The organism is Roseiflexus castenholzii DSM 13941 (assembly GCF_000017805.1).
Classification (GTDB): domain Bacteria; phylum Chloroflexota; class Chloroflexia; order Chloroflexales; family Roseiflexaceae; genus Roseiflexus; species Roseiflexus castenholzii.
On sequence record NC_009767.1, the window covers coordinates 2,432,316 to 2,447,062 of the forward strand.

At 62.6% G+C, this 14,747-nt stretch carries 11 protein-coding genes; 9 read left to right on the top strand and 2 right to left on the bottom strand.

The genetic code is table 11. The annotated features are described in order from the left end of the window. Positions 1–376: 376 nt before the first annotated feature. From RCAS_RS09710 to RCAS_RS09735, 6 genes are all read left to right on the top strand, one after another. Entirely contained in the window at positions 377–1,645 is a 1,269-nt protein-coding gene (locus RCAS_RS09710; RefSeq protein ID WP_012120407.1) for a branched-chain amino acid ABC transporter substrate-binding protein, read from the top strand. Positions 1,646–1,748: 103 nt separating this feature from the next. After that, complete coding sequence (locus RCAS_RS09715) at positions 1,749–2,930, top strand: branched-chain amino acid ABC transporter permease (RefSeq protein WP_012120408.1); 1,182 nt, start codon at positions 1,749–1,751, stop codon at positions 2,928–2,930. 4 nt (positions 2,931–2,934) lie between these two features. Continuing rightward, complete coding sequence (locus RCAS_RS09720) at positions 2,935–4,299, top strand: branched-chain amino acid ABC transporter permease (protein ID WP_012120409.1); 1,365 nt, start codon at positions 2,935–2,937, stop codon at positions 4,297–4,299. 11 nt (positions 4,300–4,310) lie between these two features. Beyond that, positions 4,311–5,105: an ABC transporter ATP-binding protein gene (locus tag RCAS_RS09725; RefSeq protein ID WP_012120410.1), complete on the top strand. Its 795-nt coding sequence runs from the start codon at positions 4,311–4,313 to the stop codon at positions 5,103–5,105. 225 nt (positions 5,106–5,330) lie between these two features. Continuing rightward, complete coding sequence (locus RCAS_RS09730; RefSeq protein WP_012120411.1) at positions 5,331–6,044, top strand: ABC transporter ATP-binding protein; 714 nt, start codon at positions 5,331–5,333, stop codon at positions 6,042–6,044. Between the two features lie 203 nt (positions 6,045–6,247). Then, positions 6,248–6,811 (top strand): hypothetical protein, encoded by a 564-nt coding sequence (locus RCAS_RS09735; protein WP_012120412.1) that lies wholly within the window; start codon positions 6,248–6,250, stop codon positions 6,809–6,811. A gap of 15 nt (positions 6,812–6,826) precedes the next feature. Here the strand turns inward: RCAS_RS09735 and alr are convergent, their stop codons facing one another. Then, positions 6,827–9,361, bottom strand: a complete 2,535-nt coding sequence (alr, locus tag RCAS_RS23905) for an alanine racemase (protein ID WP_157042603.1) — start codon at positions 9,359–9,361, stop codon at positions 6,827–6,829. 197 nt (positions 9,362–9,558) lie between these two features. Here alr and RCAS_RS09745 point away from each other — a divergent pair, with 197 nt between their 5' ends. Next, positions 9,559–9,828, top strand: coding sequence for a hypothetical protein (locus RCAS_RS09745; RefSeq protein WP_012120414.1), 270 nt, complete (start codon positions 9,559–9,561; stop codon positions 9,826–9,828). A gap of 200 nt (positions 9,829–10,028) precedes the next feature. On the opposite strand, the gene RCAS_RS25110 is transcribed toward RCAS_RS09745, so the two are convergent. Beyond that, positions 10,029–10,274, bottom strand: a complete 246-nt coding sequence (locus RCAS_RS25110) for a hypothetical protein (RefSeq protein ID WP_157042604.1) — start codon at positions 10,272–10,274, stop codon at positions 10,029–10,031. 1,204 nt (positions 10,275–11,478) lie between these two features. Between RCAS_RS25110 and RCAS_RS09750 the strand changes: the two genes are divergently transcribed. Both RCAS_RS09750 and glnA read left to right on the top strand, forming a co-directional pair. Beyond that, complete coding sequence (locus tag RCAS_RS09750; protein ID WP_012120415.1) at positions 11,479–12,585, top strand: dipeptide epimerase; 1,107 nt, start codon at positions 11,479–11,481, stop codon at positions 12,583–12,585. 584 nt (positions 12,586–13,169) lie between these two features. Next, positions 13,170–14,594: a type I glutamate--ammonia ligase gene (gene glnA, locus RCAS_RS09755; protein WP_012120416.1), complete on the top strand. Its 1,425-nt coding sequence runs from the start codon at positions 13,170–13,172 to the stop codon at positions 14,592–14,594. The last annotated feature ends 153 nt before the right edge of the window (positions 14,595–14,747 follow it).

The window sequence follows — 14,747 nt, forward strand, 5'->3', positions numbered from 1 at the left end:
GGGTACACTCCTGTCATCATTATACGCCAGAGGATTGGTCTTGTTGCCTCGCAGCCGGCAGTCACTGCATCCTGTCGGCGTTGAGGATACACCCTTCGCCCGCAGGTGCATGTCGCGCTCAGAATCGGGCAGGTGCGGTCATAGGTGCAATGCAGCATGTCCTCATCGTCGAAACTCTCCGCCTGAATGCTCAAGCGCGTTCGTTCTGGGCGGCTGCGATAGCACAGGAAAGAAGGAGGTGGCAGGCTCGAATCTCCCGACAACCGCCGCATCGACGCAAGGCGGTTCAGTGCGGATAGCCACCGCAATCAGTTCAGTTATTTCCGGCACAGATGCTCTGCGTAAAAGATTCTCGTAGCGTACAAGGAGAAGCACCATGATGAAACGTGCCAGTGCGTTTCTCATCTTCGCGTTGCTGGGTGCGCTGCTGGCCGCGTGTGGCGGCGGCACGCCTCCCGCAGCGCCGGCGCCAACCACCCCGCCAACAGGAGCAACGGCGGCGCCGGCGCCAACCACCCCGCCGGCCGCCGGTATGACGGGCACAATCAAGATCGCCACGCAAAGCCCGCTCTCCGGTCCGCAGGCGGCGCTCGGCGTCGGTATTCGCAATGGCGCCGAACTCGGGCTTGAGCAACTTGGCAAGACGCTGACCGATATGGGCTTTACGGTCGAACTGGCGCCGTTCGATGACCAGGCGAAGCCAGAGGTTGGTTCAGCCAATGCCAAGAATATCATTTCCGACAATGACATCCTCTGCCTGGTCGGTCACCTGAATTCGGGTGTGGCGCTCGCCTCGCTGCCCGATTATCAGTCCGCCAGCCTGGTGATGGTCTCGCCTGCCAATACCAACCCGAAGATCACCGAGAGCGGCTACCCGAACGCCTTCCGCATCGTCGGTCGCGATGATGTGCAGGGCGCCGTGGGTGAGGAGTTTGCCCGCACCGAACTGAACATCAAGAGTGTTTACATCATCCACGACAAGACTGACTACGGTCAGGGCGTGGCGGAGTTCTTCCGCCAGAACGCTGAGAAGAACGGCATCCAGGTGCTGGGCTTCGAAGGCACCGAGGAGAAGTCGGTGTTCGACTCGATCCTGACTCCCATCCAGGCGGCGAACCCGGATCTGATCTACTTCGGCGGCATTTACGACCAGGCGGCGCCACTGTTCAAGCAGGCGCGCGATCGCGGTATCCAGGCGGCGTTTCTGGGACCGGACGGTCTCGACTCGCCGGTTCTGCTGGAAGTGGCAGGGGACGCGGTGAAGGGTATGTACTATACTTCGGTCGCTGCGCCGGTCAGTCAGTTCCCTGATGCGGCGAAGTTTGCCGAGGATTACCAGGCGAAGTACAATGAAGCCGCGCCGCCGTTCTCGGCGCAGGCGTTTGATGCGGCCGGCGTCTGCATTCAGGCGATTGCCAATGCCGCTAAGTCTGCCAACGGCAAGCCGACCCGCGCGCAGGTGCTCGAAGCGATGAAGACCCTCGGCGCCTACAAGGGGATCACCGGTTCGTATGAGTTCAACGCCAAAGGCGACCCGGTGAAGGGCACCTACTTCGTGCTCCAGGTCAGCACCGAATCAGGCGCTCCGGCGGATGTCTGGAATAAGAATGCGGTCGTTAAGCGCCTCGAAATTGCAGCGCCGTAAGGAGCGTTCGTTTCAATCGACCACGATGAGATGAGCAGTTGACCCGAAGTGTTTGTCAGAAGCACTTCGGGTCTTATCAAAAGCAGGGGAAGAGTCGACATTCATGGCAGTTGAAGCAACGACAGGCGCGGAGCTGGTCATTACCCGTCGCTCCTTTCGCTCGTTTGCGAGCGAAGTCTTCGGTCCTCTCCTTCAGGTGTTCCTGTTCGTCGTCGGCAGTGCCGTTGTGCTGGGCGGCATCGTTATTCTGCTGGCGCTCGCGTTGCGCGGGGCGCGCACCGATATCGATCTGCTCCAGGGGACGATCACGATCCTGCCGCAGGTGATCGTCGATGGACTGGTGCGCGGGTTTCTCTATGCTACCATTGCTCTTGGCTACACGATGGTCTATGGCGTTCTCGAATTCATCAACTTCGCACACGGCGAGATTTTCATGGTTGGCGCCTTCGTTGGCGCCTTTTTTAGCGCTGCGCTGGCATCGTCGGGGATGTTGACGACCCTCAGCCCGATTCTGTTTGTCATTGCCGCTGTGCTGCTCGGCATGGCCGTCTCTGGAGTTCTGGCGATGTCGATCGAACGCGTCGCGTACCGTCCGCTGCGTAATGCGCCGCGCCTGGTGCCGCTCATTTCGGCAATCGGCGTCTCGCTCGTGTTGCAGGACGTGATGCGCATGATTGCGGTTAACACCGGGCTGGGGTTCAATGCGCAGTTTCGCACGCCGGACCTCGGTCAACCACTGGTGTTGGCGCAAATGCCGATCTCTGACGAGCGCACGATTCCGGTCAGCATCGATAGTCGCTCGTTGATCTTTATTGTGGTGGCGATACTGATGTTGATCGGGCTGAATTATCTGGTCAATATCACCAAACTCGGCAAGGCGATCCGCGCCGTGGCGCAGGATCGACCGGCAGCCAGTCTGATGGGCATCGATGTGAACCGTGTGATTGCCATCACGTTCCTCATTGGTGGCGCGCTCGGCGGCGCAGCCGGGATTCTGTTCGGTATGCGCGTCGGCACGATCAATCCATACGTCGGGTTCTTGCCCGGTCTCAAAGCCTTCACTGCGGCGGTGCTCGGCGGCATCGGCAACATTACCGGCGCGATGGTCGGCGGGATTGTGCTTGGCTTCCTGGAAGCGTTCGTTGCCTCGTATCTCTCGCTCTTCACCCGCGGGCAGTTTTCGGGTGCGAGTTATGCCGATATTGTGGCGTTCAGCATTTTGATTCTGATCTTGATCTTCCGACCATCTGGCTTGCTGGGCGAAGTGGTGACGCAGAAGGTGTGATGGTATGACAGCGGACAATCGACAGGTCGGTCAATCTGCATCGCTCTGGGCGCAACTTCGCGCGGTGGCGGGGCGCGGTCCTGCGCCATATGCGCTGATCCTGGCGTATGCCGCAGTGGTGTCGGCGCTGCTGCTCCTCAACCCGACGACCGGCCTTGGCACTGATATGGTCGTCGTTCTGTTTTTGCTGTTGATGTTCATTATCTATCGCGCGCCGACGATGCTGGCGTTCAAGTTGACGCTCGGAACGATCCTGCTCGCGGTTGTGATGCCGGTCTTTGGGGTGCTCAACCCGTTCTACATCGATGTCGTCACCAAAGCTGGCATGTTCGCGGCGCTGGCGCTCGGCTTGAATGTGGTGGTCGGGTTTGCCGGTCTGCTCGACCTGGGGTATGTGGCGTTCTTCGCCGTCGGCGCGTATCTGTGGGGCATCTTTAGCACGCCGCAAATCTCCAACATCGTTCCGGGGATGGAACCGCTGCACGGATCGTGGTTCTGGCTCTTTCTGGCAATCGGGCTGGCGGTCGGCGCATTTTTTGGCGTGCTCCTCGGTCTGCCGGTGCTGCGGCTGCGCGGCGACTATCTGGCGATCGTCACGCTGGGGTTGGGTGAAGTCATTCGTGTGCTGGCAACGAACCTCGACCGTCCGATCAATATCACGAATGGCGCGCAGGGCATTAAGGACGTGGGACGTCCACCGTTGTTCGTCGAGCCGGTCTTCCAGGCGCTGGGGATGACGATCTCGCGGGTGCAGGAGTATCAACTCTATTTCTATTTTCTGGTGTTGCTGGTGCTCGCGCTCACGGTCTTCGTCGTTCACCGCCTGAACGATTCGCGCATTGGGCGCGCATGGACGGCTATTCGCGAGGATGAAACCGCTGCGATTGCCATGGGCATTCCGCTCGTGCGCATGAAACTGCTGGCGTTCGCCGTCGGCGCGTCGTTCGCCGGGACGATGGGGGTGATCTTTAGCGCGCTGCAAACGTTCATCAATCCGCCGACGTTCGATCTGTTGCGCTCGATCGGCATTCTGTCGATGGTCATTCTCGGCGGGATGGGGAGCATCCCCGGCACGATGCTCGGCGCAGTGATTGTCACGCTGCTCGATCTGCAACTGCTGCCGCGGATCGCCGGCGAACTGGCGGCGCTCCAGCGGCGCGGCGTGCCGATCCCATCGTGGTTCGACCCGGCGCAGTATCAGCGCCTGCTCTTCGGGTTGCTGCTCGTAATCATGATGATTTTCCGACCCGAGGGTTTGCTGCCGGAGGATCGTCGCCGCCAGGAGTTGCACCACGATGAGCCTGAACCGGCCCCTGAGTCAAAGACGTCCTCTGCGGTTCCAGAGTCTGCACAAAGCGTTGAAGGTTGAGAGGGTTTGTTGTGGCGCTTCTGGAAGCAAAACATGTCACCAAGCAGTTTGGCGGTCTCACCGCAGTGAATGATGTGTCGCTCACTATCGACGAAGGGAGCATCGTGAGCGTCATTGGTCCCAACGGCGCAGGGAAGACGACGTTTTTCAATGTGCTGACGGGGATTTATAAGCCGACGAAGGGTGCGATCCTGTTCGATGGCAAAGATATTACTGGTTTGCGTCCCGACCAGATCACGGCGCTGGGCATCTGCCGCACATTTCAGAACATTCGCCTGTTCAATGCGATGACGGTGCTCGAAAATGTGCTGGTGGGCATGCACACGCGCCTGAACGCTGGTTTGTGGCAGATTCTGTTTGGGACGCCGTCGGTTCGCGCCGAGGAACGGGTATCGCTCGACCGCGCGCGCGAGTTGCTCCGGTTTGTTAATCTCGATCATCAGCGCAATCAATTGGCGCGCAACCTGCCATATGGCGATCAGCGCCGCCTGGAAATTGCGCGGGCGTTGGCATCGTCGCCGAAAATGATCCTGCTCGATGAGCCAACAGCAGGCATGAATCCGCAGGAGACCGCTGAGGCGACCGATCTGATCCGTCGGCTGCGCGATGAACTGGGCATCACGGTGGTGCTGATCGAACACGATATGCGCGTGGTGATGACGATTTCGGAACGCATCACCGTGCTCGATTACGGCACCAAAATTGCCGAAGGCTTGCCCGAAGAGATTCGTTCTAACCCGCGTGTGATTGAGGCGTACCTGGGTAAAGGCGCCGCCGCCCACGGGGTGGAGCAGGTGGGAGGTTGATGGTGAATGCGGAAAGGTGAAAGGGGACAGGGAGAAGGTTGAAGGTCGCAGGTGGAGGCTGTCGCGCCCGCATGCCGGCGAGACGCCTGCGCTCTCGGGGAGCAGGAGGGAGGGCTGGTCGCCGGCAAAGCGTGGGGATTGAAGGTGCTGAGGATAAGCAGGCGCTCGAACCCCTCACCCTTAACCCCTACCCCGTAGTTCTCAATTCTCAGTTCTCGGTTCTCTATGCCACTTCTCGAACTCAAAAACGTCCATACGTACTACGGCAATATCCATGCGCTTAAGGGTATCTCCCTCGTTGTGGAAGAGGGTGAGATCGTGACGCTGATCGGCTCGAATGGGGCCGGCAAGAGCACGACGCTGCGCACGATCTCAGGTCTATTGAAACCCAGGCAAGGCGAGATCCTCTTCAAGGGCGAACGGATTGATCACCTGCCGCCGCACAAGATTGTCGAGATGGGAGTCATTCAGGCGCCGGAAGGGCGCCGCATCTTTCCACGCCTGACGGTGCGCGAGAACCTGGAGATCGGCGCCTTTCTCCGCAAGGATAAAGCCGAGATCGCCAGGGATATGGAACGAGTGTTCCAACTCTTTCCGCGTTTGTACGAGCGCCTCAACCAGCGCGGCGGTACGCTCTCTGGCGGTGAACAGCAGATGTTGGCAATCGGGCGGGCATTGATGGGCCGTCCGCGTGTGCTCCTCCTCGACGAACCGTCGATGGGTCTCGCGCCGGTGCTGGTCGAGCAGATCTTCAGCATCATCGGCGACATCAATGCCCAGGGCACGACGATCCTGCTCGTCGAGCAGAATGCGCTGATGGCGCTGGCAATCGCTCATCGCGGCTATGTGCTCCAGACCGGGGAGATTGTGCTGGCAGACACTGCCCATGCGCTACGTGAAAATAAACTCGTCCAGCACGCCTATCTTGGCGTCGGGTAATACCAATGACGATTGAAGATGCCGCATGCCTGTCATTCCGAGCCCTTCGCTTCGCTCAGGGTAAACGCAGCGCGGAATCTGAGCGGGTCGCGCACGACCCCTCGCGCTGCTCGGGGTGACCATGCCGGATGGTCACAGGTCATTGGTATAAGACGCAACAGATCTGCCTCCGACAGGGCTGTTGCTCGTGAAATGCTACGCCTATGAGGTTCCGTCTGTTGCTGGCAGGTGTGGGATTAGCGCTCGTAGGTGTACTGGTGGCAGCGTTCGGGTTGATCAACTGGAGCAGCGCAACCGGAACGCGCGAAGCGCAGATGCGCGCTGAGCAGGTATGGTATGCGCAGCCACGTCATCACTACCGGATGCTCATTCGGCAACGGACGCGCACCGGCGTTTGCGAGCAGGATCTCGAGATCCGTGACGAGCGCGTGCAAACGGTGCATCTCAATCAGTGTGCGCAACCGCCAATCTGGACGGTGCCTCGCCTCTTCAGTTGGGTGAAGCAGCTTGGTCATCCGTCAGGTCTCTGCTACCCGTCTTCCCTTCAGTGCACCTGTCGCGTATCCACTCACCTTGAAGTGACGTTCGATCCACAGTCGGGATATCCCGCACAGGTTCGTTATGAATGGGGATTGCGCCCGAATTGGGAGAATGTGGACTACTGGCAATCGCTCGTGTTCCGTAGCGATCGGATCGATTGCGCTCGTCGCACGCACGGCGGCGGCGCAGTCGAATTGACCGTGGTTGCGTTCACGCCGCTTCCCTGATGTGCGGGACGTTGCTTATTCTCCGACTTCTCGCGGCACGCGCGGCAGAATGGTTGCCACCACATCATAACTGATCGTTCCCAGCCATCCGGCAATCTCATCCGCCGTGAGCCGTTCGTCGCCCTGCGACCCGATGAGCGTCACCTGATCGCCGCGCCGAACGCCGGGAATGTCGGTGACATCGATCATCGCATAGTCCATGCAGATGCGCCCGACAATCGGTGCGCGCCGTCTGCGCACCAGAACCTCGCGCCATGCCGGCGCCCGGCGCAAACCGTCAGCGTATCCGACCGGGATTGTGGCTATGCGGGAGGCGCGCCGGGTGACGAATGTTCCGCCATACGACACCGGCGCTCCCGGCGGAAGATCACGCACCTGCGCCACCTCGGCATGGAACGAAAGCGCGGGTCGCAGTGTTGGTGGCAGTGGCGTGTGTGGTGACGGCGCCAGCCCATAGCACGCGATACCGGGGCGCACCATATCGAACCGCGCCCCAGGCAGGCGCAACAGTGCCGCGCTGTTGGCAGCGTGAACTATTGGCGGGCGCAATCCGGCAGACGTGATCGCGTCCAGCGTTGCGCAAAAGCGGCGAAGTTGCGCTTCTGCGGCGCTCAGATCGGCAGCGTCGGCATCGGCAAAATGGGTGTACAACCCCTCGACGCGCACACCGGGCAGATCGGTGAGCAACCGCAAAAATGGTCCCAACTCCTCGACGCTCACTCCGGTGCGCGCCATGCCGGTATCCACCTCGACGTGCATCGTAACGTTCAATCCAATCGCTGCCGCAGCCGCACACGCGCGCGCCGTGTCTGGGTCGAAGACCGTCAGCACGATTCCCAGGCGCGCCGCCTGCGCCACCTGCCATGGCGGCGTGTAGCCGAGCGCCAGAATGGGTGCGCCAATTCCGGCTTCCCGCAGCGTCCGCGCCTCGCCAAGCGTCGCCACTGCCAGCGCCATTGCGCCGCCGGCCAGGGCCGCGCGCGCGGCACGCACCGCGCCGTGACCGTAGGCATCCGCCTTGAGGACTGCCATGAGCGGCACGCCGGCAATCGCGCGCAGCGCGCGCACATTGTCGCGGATCGCGTCCAGATCGACGCGCACCCACGTTGGCCGGGCGGGGTCGGCGATGCGCGCGGCGCGCCAACCGGCATCCTGGCGCACCAGCGCCTGCGCGACATTCACTGAAGGAGCGACGAGCGCGGCGACCAGGCGTTCCAGGCGCGCGGCTGCGCCGCCGCACACCAGTATCAGGTCGCCTTCGCCAGTGTCGGAAGGCACGGCTTCGAGCGCCGCCGCAATCGTGTGTACGATAGTCGCCGGCAGGTCGGGACGAATCTGCCGCGCCGCGTGGATGACCGAAGTTCCGGCGTCCCCTTTCCAGATCAACACATCGGCGACCTGCGCAGCAAGGGTTCCGATGGCGGTGCAGACGTTTTTTTCATTGCGGGGATCATCACTATCGGCAGGAAGATCGCCGAGCACCGCGATCCGGCGGCGCGCCGGGAGCGCCGCCAGGGTGCGCAGCGCCGCCAGCATCGCCGCCGGTTCTGCGCCGACCGTGTCGTCGAGCAGTATCGCGCCGTTGCGCGCCGGATGCGGACGCAGACGACCGGCAGGCGGCTCGATGTGCGCCAGCCGCGCAGCCGCCTGTTCCAGACTCATTCCGCACGCCAGCCCCACGCCGACTGCCGCCAACGCTGCGCCGACTGCCGGTTCGCCAAGCAGCGGAATGGCGGCATCAACCGATGCGCCGCCGTAGGACAGGCGCACCTGTGTGCCGTCGAGACCGAACCGAAGCGTCTCTGCGCGCAGATCACACCCTCCGCCGGCGCCGAATGTCAGCACTTGCGCCAGCGTCACCGCGCGCAGCGCCGCCACTGTCGGATCATCGCCGTTGAGCACTGCCCAACCATCGGCAGGCAGCGCCTCAACCAGCGCGCCAAACTCGCGCGTTAGCCCCGCCACCGAGCCGAATGCCGATAAACGCATCGGGCTGGCAGAGGTCACGACCGCTATCTGAGGCGGAAACAGCGTCGTCAGGCGCCGGAGTTCGCCCGGATACGCCGTTCCGTATTCCAGCACCGCGAAGCGGTGATCGTCCTGGAGGCGCGCGAGCGATACCGGCAATCCGATCAGCGAATTGAAACTGCGGCGACTGCGAAAGGTTGGCGCGATGCCTGCCAGAACCGCAGCGATGGCGCGGGTTGTCGAAGTTTTGCCGACGCTGCCGGTCACTCCAACGACCAGCGGCGCAACCTGGCGCAAGCGCACCGCAGCCCAACGCGCCGCGAGCAACGCCGGATCGTCGGCGATGATGACCGTTGCGTTGGCGCTCTCCGTCGGCGGCGTCGCACAGACGATGCCGGCAGCGCCAGATGCCAGCGCGTCGGTGATGTAGGCATGCCCATCGTCGCGCGGAGTGCGCAACGCAAGGAACAATTCGCCCACGCCCGTCAGACGCGAGTCATACGAAAAACCGGTAAAGCGGCGCGTAACCGGAGGCGCTGTCAATCGTCCGCCGACCGCCAGGAGATCGTCGAGGTCAATCATACCGGTGTGTATCATTCCCGAATAATACCAATGACGATTGACGATGCCGCATTCGTGTCATTCCGAGCCTTTCGCTTCGCTCAGGGTAAACTCAGCGAGGAATCTGAGCGGGTCGCGCAAGACCCCTCGCTTTGCTCGGGGTGACCATGCCGGATGTTCACAGGTCATCGGTATAATGTACCACAGCGCGCCGTAGTGTGGCAACGGAGGTGCTGGTCGGCGACTCCTTCACGGATGCGGGAAACAATCCTGTTGCCGACTACATCGCCGTTTGGGATGGGACGGCGTGGAGCGGTCTGCTTAGCGGCGGCACGACTGGACTCAACGGCGGAGTCCGCGCACTTGCGTTGCAGGGATCTGACCTGCTGGCAGGTGGTGACTTCTTCAATGCAGGGGGCAACCCGCTCGCCGATTTTATCGCGCGGTATGGCCTCACTCGGGTGTATTTGCCGCTGGTCACGCGGTAAGGGTAAGGTTTGGTAGGGGCGCCCCTACGATGCCCCGGCGGGTGTGCCGGCGTGGGCAGTCATTGCGAGACCGGCACAGCCGGGCGAAGCAATCTCCTCACCCCCTGAACGCGGCGCAGCCGGGCGAAGCAATCTCCTCACCCCCTGAACGCGGCGCAGCGCGCGGGTCGGCGCCCCGGCGGGCGTGCCGGCGTGAGCTGTCATTGCGAGACCGGCGCAGCCGGGCGAAGCAATCCCCTCACCCCCTGAACGCGGCGCAGCGCGCGGGTCGGCGCCCCGGCGGGCGTGCCGGGGTGGGCAGTCATTGCGAGACCGGCGTAGCCGGGCGAAGCAATCTCCTCACCCCCTAAACGCGGCACAGCCGGGCGAAGCAATCCCCTCACCCCCTGAACGCGGCGCAGCGCGCGGGTTGGCGCCCCGGCGGGCGTGCCGGCGTGGGCTGTCATTGCGAGACCGGCGCAGCCGGGCGAAGCAATCTCCTCACCCCCTGAGCGCGGCGCGCGGGTGTCGGCGCCCCGGCGGGCGTGCCGGGGTGGGCTGTCATTGCGAGACCGGCGCAGCCGGGCGAAGCAATCTCCTCACCCCCTGAGCGCGGCGCGCGGGTGTCGGCGCCCCGGCGGGCGTGCCGGGGTGGGCTGTCATTGCGAGACCGGCGCAGCCGGGCGAAGCAATCTCCTCACCCCCTGAGCGCGGCGCGCGGGTGTCGGCGCCCCGGCGGGCGTGCCGGGGTGGGCTGTCATTGCGAGACCGGCGCAGCCGGGCGAAGCAATCTCCTCACCCCCTGAACGCGGCGCAGCGCGCGGGTCGGCGCCCCGGCGGGCGTGCCGGCGTGAGCTGTCATTGCGAGACCGGCGCAGCCGGGCGAAGCAATCCCCTCACCCCCTGAACGCGGCGCAGCGCGCGGGTCGGCGCCCCGGCGGGCGTGCCGGCGTGAGCTGTCATTGCGAGACCGGCGCAGCCGGGCGAAGCAATCCCCTCACCCCCTAAACGCGGCGCAGCCGGGCGAAGCAATCCCCTCACCCCCTGAACGCGGCGCAGCGCGCGGGTGTCGGCGCCCCGGCGGGCGTGCCGGCGTGGGCAGTCATTGCGAGACCGGCACAGCCGGGCGAAGCAATCCCCTCACCCCCTGAACGCGGCGCAGCGCGCGGGTTGGCGCCCCGGCGGGTGTGCCGGCGTGGGCTGTCATTGCGAGACCGGCGCAGCCGGGCGAAGCAATCTCCTCACCCCCTGAGCGCGGCGCGCGGGTGTCGGCGCCCCGGCGGGCGTGCCGGGGTGGGCTGTCATTGCGAGACCGGCGCAGCCGGGCGAAGCAATCTCCTCACCCCCTGAGCGCGGCGCGCGGGTGTCGGCGCCCCGGCGGGCGTGCCGGGGTGGGCTGTCATTGCGAGACCGGCGCAGCCGGGCGAAGCAATCTCCTCACCCCCTGAGCGCGGCGCAGCCGGGCGAAGCAATCTCCTCACCCCCTGAGCGCGGCGCAGCGCGCGGGTCGGCGCCCTGGCAGTGTGGCACGAATGACCGCGCATGAGTATCGGTTCTCGGTTCTCGGTTCTCGGTTCTCAGTTCTCGGTTCTCGTCACCCCTAACCCCAACCAATCAAGTATACTTATGATCTCTGCATATGTACACTCAGCAGCGAGGCACAGCACACCTATGACCACACCCACAACCATTCGCTCTCTGACCGTGACCCCCCTTGACATCCCGCTCCACGAACCGTTCGGCATTGCCGGCGGCGCCCAGGAAATGGCGCACAATCTGCTGATCACCGTCGAGTTGACGGACGGCACGCGCGGCTACGGCGAAGCAGCGCCGTTTCCGGCGTTCAACGGCGAGACGCAGGAAACGGCGCGCGCGGCGATCCTGGCGGCGCAACCGATTGTCGAAGGCGCCGACGCGCGCGAGTGGCGGCGGATTGCGCTGGCGCTCCCCGCTATTCCTGGCATGACCGGTTCGGCGCGTTGCGCCATTGAGACTGCCCTGCTCGATGCGTTGACGCGCCGCGCGCGCCTGCCGCTCTGGGCATTCTTCGGCGGCATGGCGACGACCCTGGAAACGGATGTGACCGTCACCATCGGCAGCGTGGCGGCGGCGGCGCGCGCGGCGCAGGCGATTGTCGCGCGCGGCGTCACCACGATCAAGATCAAGATCGGCGCCGGCGATCCAGAGACCACCACGATCCGCACGATGGAACACGACCTGGCGCGGATTGTCGCTATCCGGGATGTCGCGCCGGATGCGCGCCTGATCCTCGACGGCAACTGCGGCTATACCGCCGATGATGCGCTTCGATTGCTCGATATGCTGAGCGTTCACGGCATTGTTCCGGTCCTGTTCGAGCAACCGGTGGCGAAGGATGATGAAGCCGGATTGCGTCGTCTGACCGCCGCGCGCCGTGTGCCCATCGCCGCCGATGAAAGCGCATCGAGCGCCGCCGATGTTGCGCGGTTGGCGCAGTCCGGCGCCGTTGATGTGATCAACATCAAATTGATGAAATGTGGCATTGTTGAAGCGCTCGACATCGCCGCGATTGCACGCGTTGCAGGCTTGCGCCTGATGATCGGCGGAATGGTCGAGTCGTTTCTGGCAATGACCGTCTCTGCCTGTTTTGCCGCCGGTCAGGGCGGCTTCGCTTTCGTAGACCTGGACACGCCCCTTTTTCTGGCAGAGAACCCCTTCGTCGGCGGTATGACCTATCGTGGCGGCGTCATCGATCTGGGGGCGATCCATGCCGGGCACGGCGTCACGCTGCCTGCTTGAGTGCATTTGGACGTCCGGTGTAGGCGTGGTTCGGCAGGCTCAGCGCAGGCGCCGCCTCGCTCCAACGTCCGCTTCTCCCATCCTCTACGACGCGACGAGTGGCGATTATGCCGTGTATATCGGCGCAGCGCCGTCTCGATCCACCGCGCCCTTCTTCCCTTGTGGGAGAAGGGGGTTGGAGGGATGAGGGGAAAACGGGCGTCGAGACGACGAAAACGCGCTGCACATCTGGAAAATCCACCCTTGTGAGCAGGCGAGAAGGCGGAAGCGTTCGGCGCCGCGTGAATCATTGCCGACAAGAAAGATGGAATGGGAAAGGTGTGTAGGGTGCAAGAGAAAGTGAATCCTACCCCCTCATCCCTCATCCTTCATCCCTCCCTCGTTTAGTTATTCTATCCAAACTATTCCCGCCGATCTTCGTACCGAGTCGCCCTACCGCAAACGGTTGTCGCCTTCTATAATTCGGAGTATTGAACGTTCCTGGCGCGTGTCCTGCAACGATGCAACGCGGATGACCATGTCCGTCATCTGCGTTTGGTCGTTGCGCACGACGCAGCGCATGACAATCCTGGGAGGATGACTCAATGGGCATGACACCAAAAGACGTCCTGGCGATGATCAAGGAGCACGACATCAAGATGGTCGATGTGCGCTTCACCGACATCCCGGGCACGTGGCAACACTTCTCATTGCCTGCGAGCGCACTGACAGAAGATGATTTTGTGAACGGCATCGGTTTTGATGGATCATCGATCCGCGGTTTTCAGGCAATCAACGAGAGCGACATGCTGGTCGTTCCCGATCCAAACACTGCGTTTATCGACCCGATGCTGAAAATCCCGACGCTGGCATTAATCTGCGACATTCGCGATCCCATCACCGGCGAACAGTACACGCGCGATCCCCGCTTTATCGCGCGAAAGGCGGAAGAGTATCTGCGCAACACCGGCATCGCCGACACTGCCTACTTCGGACCAGAAGCTGAGTTTTTCCTGTTCAACGATGTGCGTTTTGATCAGGGCAGCCATTTTGGCTACTATTTCCTCGATAGCGATGAAGGCATCTGGAACAGCGGGGCCGACCGGCATGGCAAGAATCTGGCGTATCGCCCGCGCTACAAAGAGGGCTACTTCCCTTGTCCGCCGCTTGACACGTTGCAAGATGTTCGCTCGCAGATCACCCTCAACATGATGGCGGCGGGGATTGAGGTTGAGGTGCATCACCACGAAGTGGCAACCGCCGGTCAATGCGAGATCGATATGCGCTTCGACTCGTTGCTGAACATGGCGGATAAACTCATCAAGTACAAGTACATCGTCAAGAACACAGCGCGCGAGTTTGGGTTGACCGCTACTTTCATGCCCAAGCCGCTCTTTGGCGACAATGGCAGCGGGATGCACTGTCACCAGAGCCTCTGGAAAGAAGGGCAGCCGCTCTTCTATGATCCGAAAGGGTATGCGCTCCTTTCGGACACGGCGCGCTGGTATATCGGCGGCATTCTGACTCACGCTCCGGCGCTGCTGGCGATCTGTGCGCCGACGACGAACTCCTACCGCCGCCTGGTGCCAGGGTTTGAAGCGCCGATCAACCTGGTCTACTCCCAGCGCAACCGGTCGGCGGCGGTTCGCATTCCGACCTACTCGGACTCGCCGAAGGCGCGACGTATTGAGTTCCGCGCGCCCGATCCGACCTGCAACCCATACCTGGCGTTCGCTGCCATGCTCATGGCGGGCATCGACGGGATTAAGAAGCGGATCGAGCCGCCGCCGCCGCTTGATGTCGATATCTACGAACTCTCTGCGGAAGAGAAAGCGCATATTCGTGGCACCCCCGGCTCGCTGGCGGAGTCGCTCGATGCGCTCGAAGCCGACCATGCCTTCCTGCTCGAAGGCGGCGTCTTCACGTCGGATGTGATCGAAACCTATCTGGATTATAAGCGCTCGCGCGAGTTGATTCAGGTGGCGATCCGACCACATCCCTACGAGTTCTTCATGTACTTCGACGCATAGGCGGGAGCAGCGCCGGTGTACGGTGAGGCGGGACCGTTGCACCTCAACGGTCCTGCTTTTTTGTCTATTTTATACGAGGCAACGCAGCAAATTAATATGCACAAATGTCTTTTAGTTGTATAAAATAGACAAAATCGAAACCGGATATTTCAT

What these genes read in the sequence shown, in the direction of transcription:
- RCAS_RS09710 (WP_012120407.1), top strand. Translation starts at nt 377, where the DNA reads ATGATGAAACGTGCCAGTGCGTTTCTCATCTTCGCGTTGCTGGGTGCG.
- RCAS_RS09715 (WP_012120408.1), top strand. Translation starts at nt 1,749, where the DNA reads ATGGCAGTTGAAGCAACGACAGGCGCGGAGCTGGTCATTACCCGTCGC.
- RCAS_RS09720 (WP_012120409.1), top strand. Translation starts at nt 2,935, where the DNA reads ATGACAGCGGACAATCGACAGGTCGGTCAATCTGCATCGCTCTGGGCG.
- RCAS_RS09730 (WP_012120411.1), top strand. Translation starts at nt 5,331, where the DNA reads ATGCCACTTCTCGAACTCAAAAACGTCCATACGTACTACGGCAATATC.
- RCAS_RS09735 (WP_012120412.1), top strand. Translation starts at nt 6,248, where the DNA reads ATGAGGTTCCGTCTGTTGCTGGCAGGTGTGGGATTAGCGCTCGTAGGT.
- alr (WP_157042603.1), bottom strand. Translation starts at nt 9,361, where the DNA reads ATGATTGACCTCGACGATCTCCTGGCGGTCGGCGGACGATTGACAGCG.
- RCAS_RS25110 (WP_157042604.1), bottom strand. Translation starts at nt 10,274, where the DNA reads ATGACAGCCCACGCCGGCACGCCCGCCGGGGCGCCAACCCGCGCGCTG.
- RCAS_RS09750 (WP_012120415.1), top strand. Translation starts at nt 11,479, where the DNA reads ATGACCACACCCACAACCATTCGCTCTCTGACCGTGACCCCCCTTGAC.
- glnA (WP_012120416.1), top strand. Translation starts at nt 13,170, where the DNA reads ATGGGCATGACACCAAAAGACGTCCTGGCGATGATCAAGGAGCACGAC.